The sequence below is a fragment of the Sphingobacterium sp. UBA1498 genome, from assembly GCF_002325125.1.
Lineage (GTDB): Bacteria > Bacteroidota > Bacteroidia > Sphingobacteriales > Sphingobacteriaceae > Sphingobacterium.
The window spans coordinates 245221-267968 of the sequence record NZ_DCRG01000003.1; the positions used below are offsets into that span (position 1 = coordinate 245221).

At 39.1% G+C, this 22748-nt stretch carries 23 protein-coding genes; 12 read left to right on the forward strand and 11 right to left on the reverse strand.

Features of this window, described 5'->3' with window-relative positions; genetic code table 11:
• Positions 1-58 precede the first annotated feature (58 nt).
• The 4 genes from B3139_RS02615 (at position 59) to B3139_RS02630 (ending at position 2578) form a co-directional block, all read left to right on the forward strand.
• Positions 59-1429 (forward strand): DEAD/DEAH box helicase, encoded by a 1371-nt coding sequence (locus tag B3139_RS02615; RefSeq protein WP_293879613.1) that lies wholly within the window; start codon positions 59-61, stop codon positions 1427-1429.
• An 11-nt stretch (positions 1430-1440) separates the two neighbouring features.
• The gene (locus B3139_RS02620) at positions 1441-1686 is read left to right on the forward strand and encodes a hypothetical protein (protein ID WP_293879614.1); all 246 of its coding nucleotides are present in this window, start codon (positions 1441-1443) and stop codon (positions 1684-1686) included.
• 104 nt (positions 1687-1790) lie between these two features.
• Positions 1791-2141, forward strand: coding sequence for a gliding motility protein GldC (gldC, locus tag B3139_RS02625; RefSeq protein ID WP_293879615.1), 351 nt, complete (start codon positions 1791-1793; stop codon positions 2139-2141).
• A 29-nt stretch (positions 2142-2170) separates the two neighbouring features.
• The gene (locus B3139_RS02630) at positions 2171-2578 is read left to right on the forward strand and encodes an EVE domain-containing protein (RefSeq protein WP_293879616.1); all 408 of its coding nucleotides are present in this window, start codon (positions 2171-2173) and stop codon (positions 2576-2578) included.
• 109 nt (positions 2579-2687) lie between these two features.
• On the opposite strand, the gene B3139_RS02635 is transcribed toward B3139_RS02630, so the two are convergent.
• The 7 genes from B3139_RS02635 to B3139_RS02665 all read right to left on the reverse strand — a co-directional run bounded on the left by B3139_RS02635 (position 2688) and on the right by B3139_RS02665 (position 10429).
• The gene (locus B3139_RS02635; protein WP_293879617.1) at positions 2688-3215 is read right to left on the reverse strand and encodes an acyl-CoA thioesterase; all 528 of its coding nucleotides are present in this window, start codon (positions 3213-3215) and stop codon (positions 2688-2690) included.
• Positions 3216-3229: 14 nt separating this feature from the next.
• On the reverse strand, positions 3230-4144 hold the full coding sequence (locus B3139_RS02640; protein ID WP_293879618.1) for an SDR family oxidoreductase: 915 nt from the start codon (positions 4142-4144) through the stop codon (positions 3230-3232).
• A gap of 182 nt (positions 4145-4326) precedes the next feature.
• Positions 4327-5271, reverse strand: coding sequence for a M20/M25/M40 family metallo-hydrolase (locus B3139_RS02645; protein WP_293879619.1), 945 nt, complete (start codon positions 5269-5271; stop codon positions 4327-4329).
• An 85-nt stretch (positions 5272-5356) separates the two neighbouring features.
• On the reverse strand, positions 5357-6007 hold the full coding sequence (locus B3139_RS02650) for a lipoprotein signal peptidase (RefSeq protein ID WP_293879620.1): 651 nt from the start codon (positions 6005-6007) through the stop codon (positions 5357-5359).
• Positions 6008-6062: 55 nt separating this feature from the next.
• Positions 6063-6449, reverse strand: coding sequence for a TraR/DksA family transcriptional regulator (locus B3139_RS02655; RefSeq protein ID WP_046674049.1), 387 nt, complete (start codon positions 6447-6449; stop codon positions 6063-6065).
• 3 nt (positions 6450-6452) lie between these two features.
• The gene (ileS, locus tag B3139_RS02660; protein WP_293879621.1) at positions 6453-9866 is read right to left on the reverse strand and encodes an isoleucine--tRNA ligase; all 3414 of its coding nucleotides are present in this window, start codon (positions 9864-9866) and stop codon (positions 6453-6455) included.
• 212 nt (positions 9867-10078) lie between these two features.
• On the reverse strand, positions 10079-10429 hold the full coding sequence (locus B3139_RS02665; protein WP_046674047.1) for a HesB/IscA family protein: 351 nt from the start codon (positions 10427-10429) through the stop codon (positions 10079-10081).
• Between the two features lie 285 nt (positions 10430-10714).
• On the opposite strand from B3139_RS02665, the gene glyA reads away from it, so the two are divergent.
• From glyA to purE, 8 genes are all read left to right on the forward strand, one after another.
• Positions 10715-11986: a serine hydroxymethyltransferase gene (gene glyA, locus B3139_RS02670; protein ID WP_209578569.1), complete on the forward strand. Its 1272-nt coding sequence runs from the start codon at positions 10715-10717 to the stop codon at positions 11984-11986.
• 517 nt (positions 11987-12503) lie between these two features.
• Positions 12504-13100 carry an RNA polymerase sigma factor gene (locus B3139_RS02675; protein WP_293879622.1) on the forward strand — a complete coding sequence of 199 codons (597 nt, stop codon included), beginning with the start codon at positions 12504-12506 and terminating at the stop codon, positions 13098-13100.
• A gap of 393 nt (positions 13101-13493) precedes the next feature.
• Positions 13494-14189 (forward strand): zinc metallopeptidase, encoded by a 696-nt coding sequence (locus B3139_RS02680; protein WP_209578567.1) that lies wholly within the window; start codon positions 13494-13496, stop codon positions 14187-14189.
• 131 nt (positions 14190-14320) lie between these two features.
• Positions 14321-15661: a signal recognition particle protein gene (gene ffh, locus B3139_RS02685; protein ID WP_293879623.1), complete on the forward strand. Its 1341-nt coding sequence runs from the start codon at positions 14321-14323 to the stop codon at positions 15659-15661.
• A 251-nt stretch (positions 15662-15912) separates the two neighbouring features.
• Positions 15913-16506: an NADH-quinone oxidoreductase subunit A gene (locus B3139_RS02690; RefSeq protein WP_293879624.1), complete on the forward strand. Its 594-nt coding sequence runs from the start codon at positions 15913-15915 to the stop codon at positions 16504-16506.
• Positions 16507-16508: 2 nt separating this feature from the next.
• On the forward strand, positions 16509-17012 hold the full coding sequence (locus B3139_RS02695) for an NADH-quinone oxidoreductase subunit B (RefSeq protein WP_209578565.1): 504 nt from the start codon (positions 16509-16511) through the stop codon (positions 17010-17012).
• Positions 17013-17043: 31 nt separating this feature from the next.
• Complete coding sequence (locus B3139_RS02700) at positions 17044-18186, forward strand: 5-(carboxyamino)imidazole ribonucleotide synthase (protein ID WP_209578564.1); 1143 nt, start codon at positions 17044-17046, stop codon at positions 18184-18186.
• An 8-nt stretch (positions 18187-18194) separates the two neighbouring features.
• Positions 18195-18704, forward strand: coding sequence for a 5-(carboxyamino)imidazole ribonucleotide mutase (purE, locus tag B3139_RS02705; protein ID WP_293879625.1), 510 nt, complete (start codon positions 18195-18197; stop codon positions 18702-18704).
• A 36-nt stretch (positions 18705-18740) separates the two neighbouring features.
• Here the strand turns inward: purE and B3139_RS02710 are convergent, their stop codons facing one another.
• The 4 genes from B3139_RS02710 to bshA all read right to left on the reverse strand — a co-directional run bounded on the left by B3139_RS02710 (position 18741) and on the right by bshA (position 22475).
• Positions 18741-19724, reverse strand: a complete 984-nt coding sequence (locus B3139_RS02710; protein ID WP_293879626.1) for a sugar phosphate isomerase/epimerase family protein — start codon at positions 19722-19724, stop codon at positions 18741-18743.
• A 237-nt stretch (positions 19725-19961) separates the two neighbouring features.
• Positions 19962-20525, reverse strand: a complete 564-nt coding sequence (gene frr / locus B3139_RS02715; RefSeq protein ID WP_209581773.1) for a ribosome recycling factor — start codon at positions 20523-20525, stop codon at positions 19962-19964.
• Positions 20526-20553: 28 nt separating this feature from the next.
• Positions 20554-21258 (reverse strand): UMP kinase, encoded by a 705-nt coding sequence (pyrH, locus tag B3139_RS02720; protein ID WP_075991132.1) that lies wholly within the window; start codon positions 21256-21258, stop codon positions 20554-20556.
• A gap of 74 nt (positions 21259-21332) precedes the next feature.
• Positions 21333-22475 (reverse strand): N-acetyl-alpha-D-glucosaminyl L-malate synthase BshA, encoded by a 1143-nt coding sequence (gene bshA, locus B3139_RS02725; RefSeq protein ID WP_209581770.1) that lies wholly within the window; start codon positions 22473-22475, stop codon positions 21333-21335.
• Positions 22476-22748 lie beyond the last annotated feature (273 nt).

The window sequence follows — 22748 nt, forward strand, 5'->3', positions numbered from 1 at the left end:
GTGTGTGGTATTGATCGCCAAGGAAAGCCAAATGGACTCTTTTCCTTATCTTTGCAAGATGCAGCAATCATTTGAAAATTTTAAATTCAATAAACAGATCTTAAATGCGATAGCGGAGGCGGGGTATCAACACCCGACCGAAATCCAAGAAAAGGCAATTACCCCCATATTGGCCGGACAGGATGTGATGGGAATCGCTCAAACGGGAACTGGAAAGACGGCGGCGTTTGTGCTGCCTATGCTGATGAAGCTAAAGTATGCTCAAGGAAGTGATGCACGGGCGTTGATTTTAACACCGACAAGAGAGCTAGCCATGCAGATAGACGAAAATATCAAACTATTTTCTACTTATCTCGATTTGCGTTCAGTGGTTCTCTATGGCGGATTAGGACCAAAAACTCAGATAGAGACGCTCGAAAAAGGAATAGATATAATCGTGGCGACACCAGGTAGATTTTTAGACCTGTATCTCGAGGGGCATATTGTTGTCAAATCGCTCAAGTTTTTGGTCTTAGACGAAGCAGATAAAATGATGGATATGGGCTTTATTAGTAAAATCCATCGCGTTTTGGAAATCGTACCCCGCAAACGTCAAAACTTATTGTTTTCGGCTACCATGAGTGAACTCGTACGGAAAATAGCAGGTGATTTCTTAGCATTCCCGACCGTAATTGAGGTGTCAGAACAAGCCACACCAGCAAAGACAGTTAGTCAGGCATTGTATGTTGTTCCCAACCAAAAGACAAAATTGAATTTACTTCAGCATCTTCTGAAAGATGATGAAGCCTTTAGCCGATTGATTGTTTTCTGTAAAACAAAGCAAGTTGCGGACAACGTCTTCCACTTTTTGGAGCGTAAATATGGTAAAGATGAGGTTCGTGTTATTCATGCCAATAAAGGTCAGAATACACGTATCAATTCTATCAATGCATTCAAGGAAGGAAATGTTCGTATTTTGGTCGCAACTGATGTCGCTGCGCGTGGGCTTGATGTTTCGAATGTGAGCCATGTGATTAATTTTGAAGTCCCTATTGTTATTGAAGACTATGTGCACCGTATTGGACGCACTGGACGCGCCTTTAATGAAGGTGATGCAATTACGTTTTGTAATGAGGCTGAGAAGTATTACGTTCGTAAGATAGAAAAGTTAATCAAGCAAAGTATACCTGTATATCCAATCCCTGAAGATGTCTTTATAGAGAAGACACCTTTTCATGAAAAACAAGACATTGCGCGCGAGATTGACAATCAGAAGCGAAAAGACAATCCAGATTTTCAAGGTGCTTTTCACGAGAAAAAATATGTTATCAAACAGAAAGAGGTCCGAGATGCACAGCGCGCTTCCGGATTTAAACCAAAAGCAAAAAGTAAAAGTAAGTCTGCAGGCGGAAAATCGGGAGGAACTAATCGTAATTTTAAAAAACGCTAATTTATTAAGTCGTGCGCTTTACTCCACTAAATATCGCTAGTGCAAGCCTTGTTGCCTGGTTTGTCATGGAAAATTCCGCTGATGAAAAGGCGCTGTTTACTTGGGGTGCATTTATCCTACTGTTGCTGATATTCACCCTAGTTGATATCGCATTTAGGGTCTTTGTAAAGCAAAATAAAAAGATGTGGTTATTACAATTAGCTTTTTTGGTAGTTGTTTGTGTGACCAGTTTAATTGTCAAAGTAACCTTTGCGTAAGAAATCAAATTAAAAATAATAGACAGGTTATGTCTTGAATTAATGGAGAATATCACCATATTACGAAACATAGCTCAATATAAATAGTTCAAATAATATTTAAGATGAAAAAAGCTGAAATAAAACTACAGGTAGAATTAGATGAAAACAACGTGCCTGAAAATATCATGTGGTCGTCTACAGATGGCAATAGTGCAGAGGAGTTACCTGCAAAAGCCATGTTTCTAGCCTTATGGGATTCACATTATAAGAATTCAATGCGTATCGACCTTTGGACTAAAGATATGCCCTATGATGAGATGAAGCGCTTTTTCTATGAGACTTTGCAAACATTGGGAGATTCTTTTATCCGTTCTTCAGGAGGCGATCCGATGGCGGAAAAAGTTATTGGTGACCTACGTGACTACTGTGCGCATTTTGCCGATAAAATGGAAGTTTTAATGCCGCAACAATAGGTTATAACATTTAATAATAATATTTGACCATGCAGTACTTCTTAGTAAAATCTGAACCATTTAAATATAGCTGGGAGCAATTTAATAAAGATGGACGCACCTTCTGGGATGGTGTCCGCAATTATCAAGCTAGGAATAATATCAAAGCGATGAAAGAAGGGGATCTGGTTCTATTCTACCATAGCAATGAAGGAAAGGAAGTTGTGGGAATAGCCAAAGTAGTAAAAGAATTTTATCAAGATCCAACAACAGATGATGAGCGGTGGGTTGTAGTTGATCTGGAACCTGTAGAGACACTGAGTACCCCAGTTACACTAGAAACTATTAAGGCAGATGAACAGTTGCAGGATATCGCCTTGGTGAGACAGGGACGTTTGTCTGTTATGCCGCTTAAACCTGAAGAGTTTGATCGAATTTTGGCACTTGGCAACGCGTAGGCTATCGCGAATGAACAAGACCAACATATGCGATATAATTAAAAAAGGGAAAACGTTGCGTTTTCCCTTTTGCTTTTTTAAACAGTATGTGAACAAACAAATTTAGGCATCAGTTCTTTTGGCTAAAAAGGTTGACCAATGCTTGTAATTTTTTTGCATTTTCCGGCTTTAATTTCCCTGCAAGAATGAGACGCAGTTCTCTTCGCTGTAATGCATCTTCATATGCTTTGCGTTCTGAATCTGTTTCTGGAATTAATAGCGGTACCGCTTTAGGATTATTATCCGAATCAACAGCAACAAAGGTATAATAGGCTTCGTTTGTTTTTACACGGGTGCCTTCCGGTAAATTAGACGCGAAAATTTCCATGCGTACTTCCAAAGAACTATTAAACGCACGTGTTACTTGAGCTTGTATCGTGACGACCTCACCCAGTCTAATGGAGCGCTTAAAAGATACATTGTCAACAGATACTGTTACGACGACATTGCTACAGTGTTTTTGAGCAGCAATGGCCGAACAGATATCCATCCAATACAATAAACGGCCACCCATCAAATTTCCAAATGTATTGGTATCGTTGGGTAATACCAATTCGTTCATCTCTGTGTATGACTCTCGCGCAAATTTCTCTATCATATCATTATTTGTCATTATCGTCCAAACGTTTTGAATTGATTATCTATGCTAGCCAAAGCATCCGTAAATGACGTCGGCACATAACCCAATTCAGCGTTAGATCTAGTCAGATCAAAGCCTGTGTGCCGTGGCCTGTTTTCTGCCTGTCCAATGCTGGCAGCGCTGATCTCCGAAATCAATCCTTTATCTAGCTGCCAGTAGTCCGCAATTTGGTAGACAGCCTCATGGATTGACATCAGCTCAGCACCTGAAATGTGAAACATTCCCTGCGCCTCTCGGTCAATTGCGAGTTGACAAGCATAAGCCAAATCATCCACAAAGGTAGGCATTCTCCATTGGTCATTGACTACTTTTATGGGCTCATTTTGTGACAACTTACTTTTAGCCCATAATACAAGATTGGAACGGTTGGGGTCAGCATTGATTCCGTAGACTAATATCGTCCGTAGGATAGCATATTTACAGCCAGACTGCGCAAGCACTTGTTCGGAAGCATATTTACTCTTGCCATATTGACTTTGCGGATTGGGAAGATCTGTTTCAATGTAAGGTGCATTTTTTTTCCCATCAAAAACAAAGTCTGTAGATAAGTGAATCAATTGTGTTTGTTGCTCAGCACAATAGGCGCCGAGATAGCCAACAAGATCGACATTAAGCAATTGACAAGTCGCTTGATCTGCTTCACAAGCTTCTACACTCGTCATGGCTGCAGTATGGACAATTGTATCAAAAGTTTGCGCAGACAAAAAATCTGTTAACTGTGTACGGTCCAATAAGTCTACTTGAAAGAAAGCGTAATCCGCTTGATTCGGGTTTCGGTTTGGACCTTTTGAAAGAGCAACAACATCATATTTGTCATTGCTAGCAAGTAAATCAACGACTTTTTGACCAAGGAATCCATTGGATCCTGTCACTAGAATTTTTTTCATCAACAATAATTAAATGATATCCAAGCACCTGTTCATAGAGACTCATTTACGCTATCTCAAGTGCGCTGTTTAGTTTATTTGTGTATATCTACAAAGCGGCTTATCTATTCGTGATGTAGCATTTGTGCAGACAAAAAGTTAAAGTGTCACATTTCGCTAAACGTCAGTCCGCTTTTTATTGTTTAATTGGTCCATACAAAATCCATTTTATTGGATTGTTTCATAATATTTTCAACTACTGTTTTTTCAAGATCTAATATGGATTTTAAAGCGTTGTAATCGATTTTATCGGCATCATCAGTCGGCATATGGTAGTCTGGGTGTCCGCCCGTATGGAAAAACAATACCGGTATATTCTTTTTGTAGAATGAAGTCTGGTCAGAGCCGCCATTCCCATCCCGGCTTAGATTAAATTTTATAGGTGCCTGAATATCTTCGAATATCGCTGGCCATTGGCTACTTGTTCCGTAACCGATTACAGCGAGACCATTGCTGGGATTATAGCGACCAATCATATCCATATTGAGCATGGCTGTGATTTTTTCCAAGGGTAGGGTAGGGTGTTCCGTAAAATATTTAGAACCAACTAAGCCCAGTTCTTCTGCGCCGAAAGCAATAAACAGTAAGTTGTAGGCTTCTTTTTTATTGTTGCTGCTGAAATAACGTGCGAGCTCTAATAAGCCAGCAGTGCCAGAAGCATTATCGTCGGCTCCGTTATGTATTTTGCCTACCCCTAAGGAATCTTTTGAACTTCCTTGGCGGCCTGTTCCAAGATGATCGTAATGTGCGCCTATAACCACAGTTAAAGCTGCGCCATTATCAATAAAACCAATGATATTATCTGCCTGACGAATGCTGTCATCAACTTTTACTTTCCATACTTTCGCCTTGAAGGATTGGCGATACCCTTTTTCACCTTTGGGCTGAAGTTTGTATTTTTTAAATTCCTTTTCAATGTAATCTGCGGCTTTAAATACTTCCTTACTGCCTGTTCCCCTGCCTTTCATTTTGTCGTCGGCGAGGAAGTAGATATGTTTTTTTAAGTTGGAAACTTCAATCTGTTGTGCCTGCGCCGTTTTGATTCCGATTAAGCAGCAGAGTATCAGAAGTAGGCTGATGTTTTTCATGTTAATAGCAATGTTTAAGTAGTTTCGCGTATTATATATACAAAAATAAAAGCCTTGAGATTAACAAGGCTTTAGGGATATTTCGTTAATCTTCAACGATTTCACTATGGATGCTCGATTTCTCTTCTTTTTCCGTTTTAAAATACCGTTTTTGAAATAAAAGAATCAAAATAACCCCTACAGAAATCGCAGAGTCTGCAATGTTGAATACAGGTCGGAAGAACAAGAATTCTTCACCGCCCCAAAACGGCACCCAGGAAGGGAAGTTGCCCTGAATCAAAGGAAAGTAAAGCATATCAACTACTTTTCCATGAAGAAAGGATGAATATCCACCTCCTGCCGGAAATAGACTCGCTTTATCATACCAGGTGCTTTCACTAAAGATCACACCATAAAAAGCAGAATCTATGATATTTCCAAGCGCACCAGCAAGAATTAAGGCCACATTTAAGATAAAGCCTCGATTATATTTATTCTTGATCATGTAATGTAGGCCGTATCCAATCCCTGCTACGGCAAGAATGCGAAATACCGTCAAAAACAATTTGCCATAATCGCCGCCAAATTCCATGCCGTAAGCCATTCCATTATTTTCAATAAAATGAATCTGGAAAAATTTGCCCAAGATATGGTGGCTTTGCCCAATTGTCATGGTTAGCTTAACCCAGATCTTCGACAATTGATCTATTAAAAGAATCGCGACAATAAGTGCGATCGGTTTTGTATAACCCTTCATTGTGTTATAAAAATGGTCTTTGCCTAAGCAAAGACCATATATTTAATGCCTAAAATTAATATTGTTTGTTTTTCGCTTCGATGCTCAGAGTCGTATGTGGAACAGCTTTCAAACGTTCTTTTTGAATCAGTTTTCCTGTTTCTCTACAGATACCATACGTTTTGTTCTCGATGCGCACCAACGCTGCTTCAAGGTTGTCGATAAATTTCTTTTGACGAGCAGCCAGCTGATTAGTTTGCTCTTTTTCTAAAGTAGCTGAACCGTCTTCCAATGTTTTGTACGTTCCAGCAGTATCGTCAGTACCATTAGCATTACTGTTATTAAGCGTTGCGGTCAACGAGGAAAGCTCTTCTTTTGCTATTCTAAGCTTGTCTAGGATAATATCTTTGAATTCTTGTAATTCTGAATCGCTATAGCGTGTTTTCTCGTTGTTGTTTGCCATAATTTAATTTTTTTGGATTAATGCCTTAAGTTCTTTGCCATCGATCTCGATGGTCTCTCCTTCAGTTAGTGAATCTTCAAATACCAATGAATCGGCCAGAATTTCGGTGCAAATATACGATAAATTTTCGTTGGCAGCATTGATCACTTCAGTAGCAGCTGTTAACTTTACGTTAATTCTATCCGTTACTTCCAATCCCTTTTCTTTCCTTAGATTTTGTAGACGGTTAATCAGTTCTCTTGATAGACCTTCTTTTTTCAATTCTTCAGTAATATATATATCTAATGCTACGGTCAATTTGCCTAAATTTGCTACCTGCCATCCCTCAACGTCTTCAGCTATAATTTCTACATCGCTCAGTAGAATCGTATATGGCGTACCTGTTAGGGCTAATTCGCCTGTTGATTCCAACGTGCTAATTTGATCTATAGTCAACGATTGGATAGACGAAGAAACTAACTTCATATCCTTACCAACTTTCGAGCCAAGAGCTTTGAAATTTGGTTTTATTTTTTTCTTGATAATACCAGTAGTATCTGTTATGAACTCGATATCTTTAATATTGGTCTCAGAAAGTATTAGATCTTTCACTTTTTCTACCTTCTCTTGGAAAGCACTATCAAGTACCGGAACCAAAATTTTATTTAATGGTTGACGTACATTGATGGAGGTCTTCTTACGCAGCGAAAGTGTCAAAGAGGAGATGTCTTGTGCTAAAGACATACGTTCTTCCAATTCTTTATCGACCAAAATCTCGTTGTATACTGGGAAATTGGCTAAGTGCACAGACTCAACCTGCTCCTTGTTCGTGGCTGCATTCAAATCCAAGAATAACCGATCCGAAAAAAATGGCGATATTGGCGACATCAATTTCGCTATCGTATTAAGACAGGTATAAAGTGTTTGATAAGCAGAAATTTTATCTTCTGAGTAATCGCCCTTCCAGAAGCGACGACGGCAAAGCCGAACATACCAGTTGCTGAGATGTTCATCAACAAAGTTTTGGATAGCTCGTGCGGCTTTTGTAGGCTCGTAATCAGCCAAGTATTCGTCTACTTGTTTTGTCAAGGAATTTAATAAGGAGATAATCCAACGGTCAATTTCAGGACGTTTTTCCAAAGCAATATCTGGTTCTGAATACGAGAACTTATCGATATTGGCATACAATGCAAAAAAGGCGTAGGTATTATATAAAGTACCAAAGAATTTACGACGGACTTCATCTAAGCCTTCCATATTGAATTTAAGATTGTCCCAAGGCGCGGCATTACTGATCATATACCAGCGAGTCGCGTCTGCACTGTATTGATCGATTGTCGAGAATGGATCAACACCGTTGCCTAAGCGTTTGGACATCTTGTTACCATTTTTATCCAATACCAAGCCGTTGGAAACTACATTTTTGAACGAAACCGATTTGTACATCATCGTTGAAATCGCATGCAAGGTAAAGAACCAACCCCGTGTTTGATCAACTCCTTCAGCAATAAAGTCTGCAGGGTAGGCATGATCAAATCCAGCTTTAAAAGGAAACTCTTCCCCTTTAGCTAATTTTTCGTGATCCAATCCCCATTGTGCATAAGGCATTGCTCCCGAATCAAACCAGACGTCGATTAAGTCAGGTTCACGGAACAACTTTTGGCCAGCGTCGGAAACAAGAACGATGTCATCCACATAGGGACGATGTAAATCCAATTGTTCTGTGCCAAACTTATCCAAGTAAGCTTTGTTTTTTGCTTTTTCTTCATCAGACAAAATAGCTGAGGTCAAAGAAACTTCCAATAAGGATTTTAATTCAGGTAAGGAGCCTATACAGACCTCTTCATTTTCGTCTTCTGAACGCCAGATAGGAAGTGGAGTTCCCCAGTAACGCGAGCGTGAGAGGTTCCAGTCTACCAGGTTTTCCAGCCAGTTACCAAAACGTCCTGTACCAGTTGCTTCAGGTTTCCAGTTGATGGTCTTATTTAATGCAACCAAATCTTCCTTCACTGCGGTTGTGCGAATAAACCAGCTATCTAATGGATAGTATAGAACGGGTTTGTCTGTACGCCAACAGTGTGGATAGGTGTGCTCATATTTTTTAACATCGAAGGCTTTATTGTCCTCTTTTAATTTGATAGAGATCAATACATCCGTTGGTTTAAAATCTTCTTTTGAACGTTCCTCTGGACTATAATATTCCTCTTTAACAAATCTTCCGGCAAAATCTGTAATTTCACTTACAAAACGGCCCGTACGGTCAACGGTAGGAACTTCTTTTCCATTTTCATCTTTTACCAAGATGCCCGGTACACCATGTTCTTTCGCTACACGAAAGTCGTCCGCACCATAAGTAGGAGCAGCGTGGACAATACCAGTACCATCTTCGGTGGTGACAAAATCACCTGGGATAACGCGGAAGGCATTTTCTTGTAAGTCCTCGTTGGTGATATAAGGCAACAATTGCTCATAGCGCAGGCCTACAAGCTCTTCACCTACAAATTCAGCGGCAAGTTCCCAAGGAATTACTTTGTCGCCCAATTTATAGTCCTGGAAGGATGCATTTTCTCCTTCTGCTTTAAAATGCTTACCGATTAAATCTTTCGCCAATATAACAGATACAGGAGCGCCGGTATATTTATTGAAAGTTTTAACCTTAACATAGTTTATTTTCTTGCCTACAACCAAAGCCGTGTTGGATGGTAAAGTCCATGGTGTGGTCGTCCAGGCGATAAAAGCGACATCTTCGGCTTCATCGTCAACTAACTTTTCTATCGCTGGATGAAGCTGACTTTTGATCAGTCTAAATTCGGCAACGATGGTCGTATCCTTCACATCTTTATAGGTGCCTGGTTGGTTAAGTTCATGTGAACTCAATCCAGTACCTGCGGCAGGGGAATATGGCTGTATCGTGTAACCTTTATACAAAAGACCTTTCTTGTAAAGCTCTTTCAATAAATACCATAAGGTTTCGATATACTCATTTTTGTAAGTAATATAAGGATGTTCAAGGTCAACCCAATAGCCCATTTTGGTAGTTAGGTCATTCCATACATCGGTATATTTCATTACTTCCTTACGGCAGGCATCATTATATTGTTTTACGGTGATTTTTTTACCGATATCCTCTTTAGTGATACCAAGAGCTTTTTCGACCGCAAGTTCAATGGGCAGGCCATGGGTGTCCCAGCCGCCTTTTCGTTTCACTTGGTAGCCTTTCAAAGTCTTGTAACGGCAGAAAATATCCTTAATCGTACGGGCCATCACGTGGTGAATCCCTGGCATTCCATTTGCAGAAGGTGGACCTTCAAAAAATGTATAGGTCTTGCTCTCAGGACGGTTATTGATACTTTTTTCGAATATTTTTTCCTGTTCCCAACGGGTCAAAATCTCTTTACCTATCTCGGGTAAATTTAACTGCTTATATTCTTTGTACATCAGACTGTTGTATGCTTCTTTTCTAAAGGTCGCTAATTTAGTGATTTATGATGGAAAATGAAAGAGGGCTTTGTAGTGGTAATATCATTAAGTTGCAGAGAACTTTATAGCATCTAACGTCTGTCAAATGGCAAACAGGATGGCGACAGCTGCAACAACAAAGGGACTACCCATGGCAGTCCCTTTGTTGTTGCATTCGTCAATAAATGCTGTTATGCAGAGAAGCTGCTTCCGCATCCGCAAGTGCTGGTTGCATTCGGATTATTGAATGTGAAGCCCCGTGCATCGAGCCCTGATTTAAAGTCGATTTCCATACCTGCAAGATATAAGCCATGTGCTTTGTTCATAAAGATGCGAATTCCTTGGATTTCGTATTCGTTATCACCATCCTTTTTTTGATCAAAGCCCAAGATATAACTCATTCCCGAACAACCGCCACCTTCGACACCTACGCGTAAACCAAAATCATCAGAGATTTCTTGTTGATCCTTTAATTTATTCAGTTCCTTGATTGCCCCTTCTGTCAACGAAACAGGAGCAACTGCTGTATGTTCTGTACTCATTATAATAATTTTTTTAGCCAATCCAATACAAAAATACACTTTTTTAGTGGCAAATCGCTTGATATGGATTTTTTGACATTTTCGAAACATTCAGTTTTTCGTGTGCATATTTAGCCCATCGTGCCGTATAATGTTCCTTGCCTAATTAGGTAATTTGCATAAATAAGTTGATTTCGCTAAGAACATTTAATAAAATATGGCTTTTTGTCGATATTCTTTATGGAATATGCTATCTTTGAGGCATTAAAATAAACTACAAAATTTACTTTACAACATTTAAAAACAATGGAAAGAGATCAAGCCATTTTTAATTTAATAGCTGATGAGCTTAAACGCCAAGAAGAAGGTATTGAATTAATTGCTTCAGAAAACTTTGTTTCAAAACAAGTGATGGAAGCTGCTGGTTCAGTGTTGACAAATAAATATGCAGAAGGCCTCCCAGGAAAACGTTACTATGGAGGTTGTGAAGTTGTGGATGAGATTGAAACCATCGCAATTGATCGCGCAAAGCAATTGTTTGGTGCAGAATGGGTAAATGTTCAACCTCACTCTGGTGCACAGGCAAATGCCGCTGTTTTTTTGGCAACCATCAAACCTGGCGACAAAATCTTAGGCCTTGATTTATCTCATGGTGGTCACTTGACACATGGTTCACCAGCTAACCTATCTGGTAAGATCTATCAACCATTATTTTATGGTGTAAAAGAAGATACTGGTTTAATCGACTATGAGCAATTGGAAGAAACAGCACTTCGCGAAAAACCTAAAATGATCATCTGTGGTGCTTCTGCGTATTCTCGTGATTGGGACTATGCACGTATCCGTAAAGTTGCAGACGAAATTGGAGCTATCGTGATGGCTGATATTTCTCACCCTGCTGGTTTGATCGCGCGTGGTTTATTAAACGACCCACTTCCACACTGTCATATCGTTACGACAACGACACACAAAACGCTTCGTGGTCCACGTGGCGGTATGATTATGGTCGGTAAAGATTTTGAGAATCCTTGGGGTATCAAAACACCTAAAGGTGAAATCCGTACAATTACGCAACTATTGGATCTGGCTGTATTCCCAGGTACACAAGGTGGTCCTTTGGAGCATACCATTGCTGCGAAAGCAATCGCATACGGTGAGGCTTTATCTGATGATTATATGGAATATATCGTTCAGGTGAAGAAAAATGCAGCGGCATTGGCACAATTCTTTGTAGAAAGAGATTACAAGATCATCTCTGGCGGTACAGACAATCACTTGATGTTGGTGGATCTTCGCAACAAAGATATTTCTGGTAAAGAAGCAGAGGCTGTATTGGGCAAAGCAGGTATCACGACAAACAAAAACATGGTTCCTTTCGATACACGTTCTCCTTTTGTGACTTCAGGGGTACGTTTTGGTACAGCTGCCATTACAACACGTGGTATTAAAGAAAATGAAATAATACAGATCGGCGAATTGATCGATGAGGCATTGAAAAATGCATCTAACGATGCCCAACTGGATTTGATCCATGGTAAAGTAAGAGCAATGATGGCTGAATTCCCATTGTATAAATAAGACATTCCCCTAGGAATAAAAAAAGCGGAATTACCGATAAGGTGGTTCCGATTTTTATTCCTTTTTCTAAAGCTATTCTCAATGTCATGTTTACGATATAAGTACCTATCAACTTAACCTATCATAGGAATTTTATACTTATCTGAGCCGTACTTTAAACAGTTCTTATAGGGATTCCGAATGAGGTCCCTATTGGCTCCCTACAAAGCACCAATTATATAACGCACTGGCACCGTGTTGTCCTTCTTATGTGCTACTGCTATTTTTAGTTTGTTTTGTGGTGGAGGAATTGCCGTAAGAGCGGCGTTTTGGAAATGGGGAGAGGAAACTTATTTTTAAATGTTAAAAAGTCTTAAAATAAAATGTAATAATTTGATTACTCATTTATTTTGCTGTAATTTGATTCGTGATTAATTAATTGTTTTACAATAAGAAAGGATAGGTTATACGACAAACATTTACATTTTAACACAGAACTGATAATTTATTTGCGAACTGCTAAAAAAGTAAGTGACGTATGAGACTTTTAAAAAGTAAAAGCGATCAAGAGTTGATCCAAATGTATGTCGGTGGCCAAGAGTCTGGCCTAGAGGCATTGTTGAATCGATATAAATCGAAAATTTATACCTCTATATATATGAAAGTGAAAGATGAATATCTTGCTGAAGATATTTTTCAAGAAACTTTCATTAAAATCATTAACACACTAAAATCAGGTAAATATAATGAGGAAGGGAAGTTTTTACCTTGGGCTATCCGTATAGCACATAATATGATTGTTGACTTTTTTAGAAAGGCAAAGCGTGCTCCGAATATTGTAAATACTGATGGGTTTGATATTTTTGAGGTTCTCGAATTTAGCGACGAGAGTGCTGAGTCAAAGATGCTAAAAAAACAGGTCGATGTGGACCTCAAGAAAATGATTCAAAAGCTTCCCGATGATCAAAAAGAAGTGCTCATTATGCGGCACTTTTGTGATATGAGCTTTAAAGATATCGCAGAAATCACCGAAGTAAGTATCAATACAGCTTTGGGAAGAATGCGTTACGCACTGAGTAATTTACGTAAGATGATCGAAGGTACTGATCTTACATTACAAATGGGGTATTTGTAATAACTAAGGGCGTTAATCGCCCTTAGTTATTATCCCCTTTTTCTATCCTCTGCTCAATTATACGGCTATAGTTCCAGCCTGCAAAAGTAGTTTTTTAAAAAGCATTCGTTGTATAATTTTACCCGCCAATTGATTTAGTCTATTTCCGAAAGGCATACTGTAAGAACGGCTTCTTGTGTATTGTTAGAACGCGAGGAGGTTAGTTGAAACCTAATATGATGGTAACTTATTTAAAGTCATGAGGTAAATATGTCATGTGGAGATCAGAAGAATATGTTCTTTTTGTCAGGTCAAAGAGTTTTTTTATCTTAGAAGTTTATGTAAATGCCTTTTTTCAAGAACTGGAATAAGGTTTGATAGTCATATAATAACTATAAAAACGATTAAATAGCTATGTACTTGATTTTATTCATTGGGATAATGGTGGTGAGCCTGATTGTCCAAACAAGATTCAAAAACAAATTTAAGAAATACGCTGAGATGCCATTGAATAATGGGATGTCAGGAGCTGAGATTGCGCAAAAAATGTTAAATGATAACGGTATATATGATGTAAAGGTATTATCTATCCCAGACCGTTTGGGAGATCACTATAATCCGTCAGATAAAACCGTGAATTTAAGTCCCGAAGTTTACAGTGGTCGTAGTGTTGCAGCTGCAGCAGTAGCGGCGCACGAATGTGGTCACGCTGTACAGCATGCTAAAGCTTATAAATGGCTGGGATTTCGTTCGGCAATGGTGCCCATGGTAAATGCTGCCTCCAAGCTGACATCTTGGGTGTTGATGCTTGGTGTTATGTTGTTTGCTTTTTCTAAAGGTGGTAATCCATGGCTTTTAGCGGTCGGTGTAGGCGCATTGGCTATTACGACTATATTTTCTTTTATCACCTTACCTGTAGAGTTTGATGCTTCAAACCGTGCATTGGAATGGTTAAACCATGCTGGCGTGACTTACAACGGAGAAGAGCATGAGGGGGCAAAAGATGCTTTGAAATGGGCAGCGATGACGTATGTGGTAGCGGCATTAAGTGCGTTGGTGACACTTTTGTATTATGCCTCAATTTTATTTGGTGGCCGTAGAAGTGATTAAATAGAGGTAGTGTACTTTTTTTACATAAATGCGATTATTTTTTATAGTCGCATTTTTTATGGCGTGTTAATGAGGTTACTATAGACAATTTTTTTAACTTTGCTGTTTATATAGAATAAGATTCAGATTTTATGTTTTCAAATCTTCAAGATAAGTTAGATAGGGCCTTTAAAGTATTAAAAGGACAAGGTAGTATTACCGAGATCAACGTTGCAGAAACGATGAAAGAAATTCGTAAAGCGTTGTTGGACGCCGATGTGAATTATAAAACTGCCAAGACTTTTACCGACGATGTTAAACAAAAAGCTTTAGGTGAAAATGTACTGACAAGTATATCGCCGGGCCAATTGTTGACAAAGATCATGAACGATGAGTTGACTGCTTTGATGGGCGGGTCTGTTACGGAGCTTGAAACTGGGAAAAATCCAACAGTTATTTTAATTGCGGGATTGAATGGTGCTGGTAAAACAACGTTTTCAGGTAAGTTGGCGTTGTATCTTAAAGATAAAAAAAATAAAAAACCATTGTTGGTTGCCGGTGATGTTTACCGTCCCGCTGCGATCGATCAATTGGAAGTACTTGCAGAGCAAGTGGGGGTACCAGTTTTTGTGAATCGTGAATCTAACGATCCTATTGCTATTGCAAAGGCCGGTGTTGAGGAAGCTAAACGTAATGGAAACAATGTTGTAATTATTGATACAGCTGGTCGTTTGGCAATAGATGAGCCTTTAATGGTAGAAATTACTGCTGTTAAGGAAGCTACAAAGCCTGATGAGATCTTATTTGTTGTGGATTCAATGACTGGTCAGGATGCAGTTAATACAGCAAAAACATTTAATGACCGTTTAGACTTTACAGGAGTAGTCCTGACTAAGTTAGATGGAGATACACGTGGTGGTGCGGCATTATCTATCAAATCTGTCGTGAATAAGCCTATTAAGTTTATTGGTACGGGTGAAAAGATGGATGCGCTGGATGTATTCCACCCGGATCGTATGGCTTCCCGTATTTTGGGAATGGGTGATGTCGTGTCCTTAGTAGAGCGGGCGCAACAGCAATTTGACGAGAAACAGGCTGCAGAACTTCAAAAGAAAATCCGTAAGAATAAATTCGATTTCAACGATTTTAAATCCCAAATTCAACAGATTAAGAAAATGGGTAATATGAAAGACCTTATGGGAATGATCCCAGGTGTCGGTAAAGCAATGAAGGATATTGAAGTCGATGATAATGCATTCAGACCCATTGAAGCAATTATCGATTCTATGACTCCCTTCGAACGTGAAAATCCAGATGTCATTGATCAAAAACGTCGTTTACGTATTGCAAAAGGATCAGGTACTGATATTAATGAAGTGAATAAATTATTGAAACAATTTGGTGATATGCGTAAAGTCATGAAGCAGATGTCTAATCCAGCGATGGCCGCTAAATTGATGCGTAATATGCCCAAAATGCCGGGAAAAATGTAATTTTTTAGAGAATAGTTACATCATAATGGGGCATCGTATCAATACGGTGCCCTATTTTTTTGTGCCTTAATTTTTGGATGATTACGCTGTTCATTCATCCGATTGTGTGATTACATTGTGAGCCGCATTAGGCGGATGTTGTGGTATACTTCTGTTTATTTTGTAGGATACAAACGGTTTTTAAAGAAATAATTTGTAATTTCAAGTTCCTCACCCGAGTGAACGAAATATTTGTTAAATTTGTAATCATTATGGATGACCCCGCGCAATTATCGGAATACGGCAAAATCCTTATCATTCTTCTGATAGGGGCGCTGTTAGTCTGTGCGACCATTTTTCTGGCACGTCTAATCTCTCCCAAAAAGAATAATCCGATAAAATCCGGTACTTACGAATGTGGAGAGGAACCAATTGGTTCATCTTGGGTTCAGTTTAATCCGCGCTTTTATGTTATTGCCCTCGTTTTTTTACTTTTTGATGTAGAGCTTATCTTTATTTTTCCATGGGCTACTGTATTTGGACAATCGGAATATATTGCAGCAGATGAAAGATGGGGGTGGTTTACTATGATCGAAATGGCCATGTTTATTGGTGTTTTAATCCTAGGATTGGTGTTTGTATGGAAGAAGGGGGATTTGGAATGGGTTAAACCGCAAGTATCGCCGCCGAAAGTCCCCGTATGTATTCCAGATAGCGCCTATGCGAGCTTAAATAGTAAAACATATCAGCTGCGCGATTATGTAGTGGTAGCAGATGAAACAGTAGTTGGAGAAGTAGTAACGGCAAACGAAGTCGTCTCTGTTCCTAAGCCAGCTTTTAAACCGCGATTTAAAAAACCTGAATAAGCATGAGTCTAGATAGTCAATTGCAAAATGATGGTGTTATTGTTGCCAAATTAGATGATTTACTCAACTGGGCAAGGCTGTCGTCCATGTGGCCGATGAGTTTCGGTATTGCCTGTTGTGCCATAGAAATGATGGGAGCAATGGCATCTACCTACGATTTGGATCGGATGGGCGTCTTTCCAAGACCTTCTCCTCGGCAATCCGATGTGATCATTATCGCCGGGACAGTCACCTTCAAGATGGCTGATCGCATTAAGAAATTGTATGAGCAAATGCCTGATCCCAAATATGTTATTTCGATGGGGTCATGTTCAAATTGCGGTGGCCCGTATTGGCAACATGGGTATCATGTCGTCAAAGGAGTGGATAAAATCATTCCTGTAGATGTGTATGTTCAAGGGTGCCCACCTCGGCCCGAGGCGCTGATCGGAGCTTTTATTGAATTGCAAAAGAAAATAGACAAAGAAAGCTTACTTGGAGAACAGTTGTTCAAAGAAAAAGCTTAAAAAGATAAAATTTATAAGATTTAAATCAATTATGGCAAAAGATTTTTATGGCGAACTGCAATTAGGTATTCTTGGCGGTGGACAACTGGGAAGAATGTTAATCCAGGAAGCCATTAATTACAATGTAAACGTTCATGTATTGGATCCCGATAAGAATGCTCCTTGTCGCAAGTTGTGCAATAGATTTGAATGTGGATCATTGGGCGATTTTGAAACGGTCTATAATTTCGGTAAGGATTTGGACATGATTACGATCGAGATTGAGAAGGTAAACGTTGATGCGCTGGAAAAGCTGGAAGGTGAAGGAGTGATCGTTTATCCGCAATCACGTATCATTCGTCTAATTCAGGATAAAGGTTTACAAAAGCAATTTTTTAAACAAAATGATATACCGACATCTACATTTCAATTGATATCCAATAAGGATAATATGATGAATGCTCCATTGAACCTGCCTTATATCCAAAAATTACGTCGGGACGGATATGATGGCAAGGGGGTAAAGAAGATTGTCACACAGCAAGATATTCAAGATGCTTTTGAGGAGCCAAGTTTAATTGAAGAATGGGTAGATTTTGAAAAGGAAATTGCTGTTATTGTTGCCCGGAATGATAAAGGAGAAGTTTCTACCTTTCCAATGGTGGAAATGGAATTCAATCCACAAGCAAATTTGGTTGAATTTTTGATCGCTCCTTCTTTGTATGGTGTGGAAATACAACAGCGAGCGGAGATGATTGCAAAGAAGATCGCAGACGATCTACAAATTGTCGGAATATTGGCCGTAGAGATGTTTCTAACAAAAAACGGCGATATTTTAGTTAATGAATTGGCTCCGCGTCCACACAATAGTGGCCATCAGACCATTGAGGGTAATTATGTGTCGCAATTTGCACAACATTTAAGAGCCATATTTAATCTACCACTGGGGGATACGCGCTGCAGGACGAATACAGTTATGATTAATCTATTGGGTGAAGCGGGCTATGAAGGGTTGGCTAAATATGAGGGTGTTGAAGAGGTACTTGCTATGGAAGGTGTATATATCCATCTCTATGGCAAGAAATATACGAAGCCTTTCCGTAAAATGGGGCATGTCTGTATTATCAATGACGATCGGGAGAAAGCCATTTCCAATGCGAGAAAAGTACAAGAAATATTAAAAGTTAAAGCTTAAAAAATACTATGTCAGTCAATAATAAGGCCCAAGTTGGCATTATCATGGGAAGTAAATCGGATCTTCCGGTCATGCAGGATGCTATCGATGTTCTGAAAGTCCTCGGTGTAGAGTTTGAAGTAACGATTGTTTCAGCACACCGTACACCTCAGCGGATGTTTGATTACGCTAAAAATGCTGCAGTTCGTGGTTTGAAAGTTATTATTGCTGGTGCAGGCGGAGCTGCACACTTACCAGGAATGGTGGCTTCTATTACACATTTACCGGTCATAGGGGTACCTGTCAAATCTTCGAATTCAATTGACGGATGGGACTCTGTGCTTTCTATCCTTCAGATGCCCAATGGCATTCCTGTAGCGACAGTGGCTTTGAATGCAGCTAAGAATGCGGGTATATTGGCCGCTCAGATTCTAGGTACAAGTAATGAAGCAATCGGCAATAATATTATTGATTATAAAGAAGAGTTAGCGAGAAAAGTAATTGAGACAGCTGTGCAAGTAGAGGATACAGAATTCTAAGTTGAAATCTTACTAAATAAAGAAGGGNNCCCTTCTTTATTTAGTAAGATATGCTTGAACATAGTCATAGCTCTTTTTAAGGCTCTCCATTTTATTTGGCATATCAATATTATCCTGTTCAACAAAGGCATATTTAAGTCCCGATTTGTTTTTTTCTTTGACAATTTCAGGGAAATTGATGCTGCCTGTTCCCACCTCAGTATACTTAATATCCTTGAAAATTTGCTCGATAGGCAAATTCCCATCTTTAGGCCACTCAATAGGATTGGATTTTGTTTTGTCCATATCTTTGACATGCCACAGTTTAAAACGATTTGGAAACTTTTCGAAGAGCGCTATCGGGTTTTTACCAGCTTTCTCTGCCCAGAAAAGGTCTAACTCAAAATCAACCAGGTCTGGCTCGGTAAATGCAAGCATTACCTCTTCTCCGGTTGTATTATTTCCAAGATCCCTGAATTCCCAGAAGTGGTTGTGATAAGCTATATTTAAACCTAATTTTTTAGCCTGCTCACCAGCTTTATTCAATTGCTCCGCAGCATAGAGATAATCGTCTTTTTTCAATGCGTTAAGATCGAACATCGGGGTTACAGGAGCAATTACATATTCTTGACCAAGTTCTTTTGCCGCATCAAAATAAACAGCTATGTCCTCTTTGTCTGTATGTACTTTACTCAGGTATTTGGCCATGTCGTAATGACCTGAATGTGTTTTGAGACCATTGTCATCCAATATTTTCTTCAACTCTTTGTAGGGCAATTTCCAAAACTGCTTAGCCGTAGGGTCGATCCCATAGAGCTCAACGTGTTTGTACCCAATTTTGGCAATTTGTTCTAAAGATCCTTTTGGGTCTTTATCCATCAAATCACGAATGGAATAAAGCTGTACGCCTATATTCTGTAATGGATTGTCGCTGATTGCCCCAGCTTTATTTTGACAGGATATAAAGTTGGGCACCAGATAAGCTGCCGAAATACCTATTCCAGCTTGCTTTAAAAATTGACGGCGAGAATTGTTCATCATATAATTGATTACTTGTTAGTGTACAATGTACAATTATTTGTTTAAAAATCAATGGTGCAACAAGGAATATTTTGAAAGATGCGTTGAGTTTAAAATACTAAATATTTGGAAAGCAATAGTTTATAAGTGGATAAGTATGGTCTTTGGAGAGTTAAGGTGGATCACTAGTGTCGGATGACTTTATAAAAAAAAAGGTCTGAATACTTTCAGACCTTTTTTCTATTTAAGTAGGAAGACTTAAACAGTCATGATATCTTTTTCTTTTAGTTCAGCCAATTTATCAACTTTTACAATGAATGCGTCCGTTAACTTTTGGACTTCACCTTCGGCAGTTTTAATTTCATCTTCTGACGCACCATCATTTTTCAATTTCTTGATGGACTCATTGACATCCTTACGGATGTTACGAATACCGATACGGCCTCTTTCAGTTTCCTCTTTTACCTTCTTAACTAGATCACGTCTCCTTTCTTCTGTTAAAGGGGGAACATTCAGACGAATAACGATACCATCGTTCTGCGGGTTGATGCCTAGGTTAGCGTCTGTGATAGATTTTTCAATTGCGTTGATAAGCGATTTCTCCCAAGGCTGAATAACAATAGTCCGTGCATCAGTCGTATTGATGTTTGCCACTTGTGAAAGTGGAGTGGCGCTACCATAATAGTCTACTGAAATACCATCTAACATAGATGGAGAAGCTTTACCGGCACGAATTTTAGTTAATTCGGATTCGGTGTGAGCAACTGCTTTGGACATCTTGTCTTTACAATCGTCCAATTCAATTGAAATTAGTTCGTTCATATAAGATTACGTTTTTAACAGATTTAAATTATTTAACCACAGTTCCAACATGTTCACCATTAGCAAGTTTTAATAAATTGCCTGGTTTGTTCATATCAAATACGATGATTGGTAATTTGTTTTCTTGACAAAGGGTAAAGGCAGTCATATCCATGACATTTAATCCTTTCTCATAAACCTCTGTGAATGATATTTCCTCAAATTTTGTTGCACTAGGATCTTTTTCCGGATCAGCAGTGTAAATACCATCTACACGTGTTCCTTTCAATACTGCATCTGCATTGATTTCGATCGCACGTAAAGATGCAGCAGTATCCGTTGTGAAGTAGGGATTTCCAGTACCAGCTCCGAAAATAACAATACGGCCTTTTTCCAAGTGGCGAACGGCTCTTCTACGAATAAAGGGCTCACATATTTGCTCCATTTTGATCGCAGTAAGCAAACGTGTCTTTTTCCCAACTTTCTCAAGTGCATCCTGCAGTGCCATGCTGTTGATGACTGTGGCAAGCATGCCCATATAGTCTGCTTGAACACGGTCCATTCCTGATTTTTCAGCACTTAAACCACGGTAAATATTACCGCCACCGATAACAATTGCAATTTCTAAACCTTGATCGTGAATTTCTTTGATATCATTAGCGTATTGTGATACGCGGTTAATATCGATACCATAGCTTTGGTCACCCATTAAGGATTCACCGCTAAGTTTTAATAAGATACGTTTGTATTTCATAATTGTTTTTTTGGAAATTTTCCAAAGGTCAAAGATAAAATATTTTTTTTATCCCCTAGGACTTAAAGTGATATTTATTGTGGTTTTATTGTTTCACTAATGACTTTTTGGTAATATTGTTCATAAAGAGGCATAATATTAGACAATTGGAATTCTTTGGCGTGATTTAATGCTGCTTCTTTAAATTTATCTAGACGCTCACCATCTTCGAGAATATAGATTGCATTTTTTGCCATGTCATCCACATCGCCTACCGCACTGAGAAATCCAGTTACACCATTTTCATTCAGCTCAGGTAAACCACCGGTATTGGAAGAAATCACCGGAACTTGACAGGCCATGGCCTCTAGTGCTGCGAGTCCGAAGCTTTCCGAGCTTGAAGGCATTAGGAAAAGATCCGATACAGACAGTATTTCTTCCACTGCATCTTGTTTACCCAAGAAACGTATGTCTTGACATACATTAAGTTCTCTCGAAAGCTCTTCTGCGTTTCGACGCTCAGGACCATCTCCTACCATTAAGAGCTTCGAAGGGATTACATCATGTACTTTCTTAAAAATACGAATGACATCTTCAGTATTTTTAACCTTTCTGAAGTTGGACGTATGAACCAATATCCGTTCATTGCCCGGAGCAATGGCTTTTTTGAAATGTGAACGGTCTTTATTGCTGAACCTGTCCAAATCAATAAAGTTTGGGATCACCTTGATGTCGCGGGTAATGTCAAAGTATCCCAGCGTCTGATCTTTTAGATTCTGTGATACAGCAGTTACGCCATCTGATTGATTGATGGAGAATGTAACAACGGGACTAAAACTCTTGTCCTTACCTACAAGTGTAATATCTGTGCCATGTAAGGTTGTTACTACCGGAATATTAATGCCATAGGTAGTAAGCAAGATCTGTTTTGCCATAAATGCCGCTGATGCATGTGGGATTGCATAGTGGACGTGGATCAAATCCAACTTTTCGAAACGAACAACATCTACCAGTTTGCTGGCTAATGCAGATTCATAGGGTAGAAAGTCAAAAAGCGGATATTGCGAAACAGCTACCTCATGGTAGTATAGGTTTTCAGAAAAGAAATCCAGCCGTGCAGGTTGTCGATAGGTAATAAAATGGATCTCATGTCCATTAGCGGCCAAAGCCTTTCCTAGTTCGGTTGCAACTACACCACTTCCACCAAAGGTGGGATAACAAACAATTCCTATTTTCATCTGCGTAATTATGTCTGAGCGTATATTTAACTGCATCTCTAGTATGCACTGTTCAATTTTGTTTAAAGGCTAACGTGAACCTCATGTTAGTATTCCGACTATTTTCGTCTAAACACATGCGATGTTTATCGCATATTTAGTACATTTATTCATCAGACAACGAAGAAGCAATTTTAGTCTAACGATTGTCTTCTTCAATCATTTCAAGAAAACATGAAAAATTTAGCATGCTTATTCCTAAATTTTGTGCTGCAAATTTCGACTATTTATGCG

Excerpts from the sequence above, each read along its gene's own strand:
- B3139_RS02615 (WP_293879613.1), top strand. The coding sequence starts at position 59 with ATGCAGCAATCATTTGAAAATTTTAAATTCAATAAACAGATCTTAAAT.
- gldC (WP_293879615.1), top strand. The coding sequence starts at position 1,791 with ATGAAAAAAGCTGAAATAAAACTACAGGTAGAATTAGATGAAAACAAC.
- B3139_RS02630 (WP_293879616.1), top strand. The coding sequence starts at position 2,171 with ATGCAGTACTTCTTAGTAAAATCTGAACCATTTAAATATAGCTGGGAG.
- B3139_RS02635 (WP_293879617.1), bottom strand. The coding sequence starts at position 3,215 with ATGATAGAGAAATTTGCGCGAGAGTCATACACAGAGATGAACGAATTG.
- B3139_RS02640 (WP_293879618.1), bottom strand. The coding sequence starts at position 4,144 with ATGAAAAAAATTCTAGTGACAGGATCCAATGGATTCCTTGGTCAAAAA.
- B3139_RS02645 (WP_293879619.1), bottom strand. The coding sequence starts at position 5,271 with ATGAAAAACATCAGCCTACTTCTGATACTCTGCTGCTTAATCGGAATC.
- B3139_RS02650 (WP_293879620.1), bottom strand. The coding sequence starts at position 6,007 with ATGAAGGGTTATACAAAACCGATCGCACTTATTGTCGCGATTCTTTTA.
- B3139_RS02655 (WP_046674049.1), bottom strand. The coding sequence starts at position 6,449 with ATGGCAAACAACAACGAGAAAACACGCTATAGCGATTCAGAATTACAA.
- ileS (WP_293879621.1), bottom strand. The coding sequence starts at position 9,866 with ATGTACAAAGAATATAAGCAGTTAAATTTACCCGAGATAGGTAAAGAG.
- B3139_RS02665 (WP_046674047.1), bottom strand. The coding sequence starts at position 10,429 with ATGAGTACAGAACATACAGCAGTTGCTCCTGTTTCGTTGACAGAAGGG.
- glyA (WP_209578569.1), top strand. The coding sequence starts at position 10,715 with ATGGAAAGAGATCAAGCCATTTTTAATTTAATAGCTGATGAGCTTAAA.
- B3139_RS02675 (WP_293879622.1), top strand. The coding sequence starts at position 12,504 with ATGAGACTTTTAAAAAGTAAAAGCGATCAAGAGTTGATCCAAATGTAT.
- B3139_RS02680 (WP_209578567.1), top strand. The coding sequence starts at position 13,494 with ATGTACTTGATTTTATTCATTGGGATAATGGTGGTGAGCCTGATTGTC.
- ffh (WP_293879623.1), top strand. The coding sequence starts at position 14,321 with ATGTTTTCAAATCTTCAAGATAAGTTAGATAGGGCCTTTAAAGTATTA.
- B3139_RS02690 (WP_293879624.1), top strand. The coding sequence starts at position 15,913 with ATGGATGACCCCGCGCAATTATCGGAATACGGCAAAATCCTTATCATT.
- B3139_RS02695 (WP_209578565.1), top strand. The coding sequence starts at position 16,509 with ATGAGTCTAGATAGTCAATTGCAAAATGATGGTGTTATTGTTGCCAAA.
- B3139_RS02700 (WP_209578564.1), top strand. The coding sequence starts at position 17,044 with ATGGCAAAAGATTTTTATGGCGAACTGCAATTAGGTATTCTTGGCGGT.
- purE (WP_293879625.1), top strand. The coding sequence starts at position 18,195 with ATGTCAGTCAATAATAAGGCCCAAGTTGGCATTATCATGGGAAGTAAA.
- B3139_RS02710 (WP_293879626.1), bottom strand. The coding sequence starts at position 19,724 with ATGATGAACAATTCTCGCCGTCAATTTTTAAAGCAAGCTGGAATAGGT.
- frr (WP_209581773.1), bottom strand. The coding sequence starts at position 20,525 with ATGAACGAACTAATTTCAATTGAATTGGACGATTGTAAAGACAAGATG.
- pyrH (WP_075991132.1), bottom strand. The coding sequence starts at position 21,258 with ATGAAATACAAACGTATCTTATTAAAACTTAGCGGTGAATCCTTAATG.
- bshA (WP_209581770.1), bottom strand. The coding sequence starts at position 22,475 with ATGAAAATAGGAATTGTTTGTTATCCCACCTTTGGTGGAAGTGGTGTA.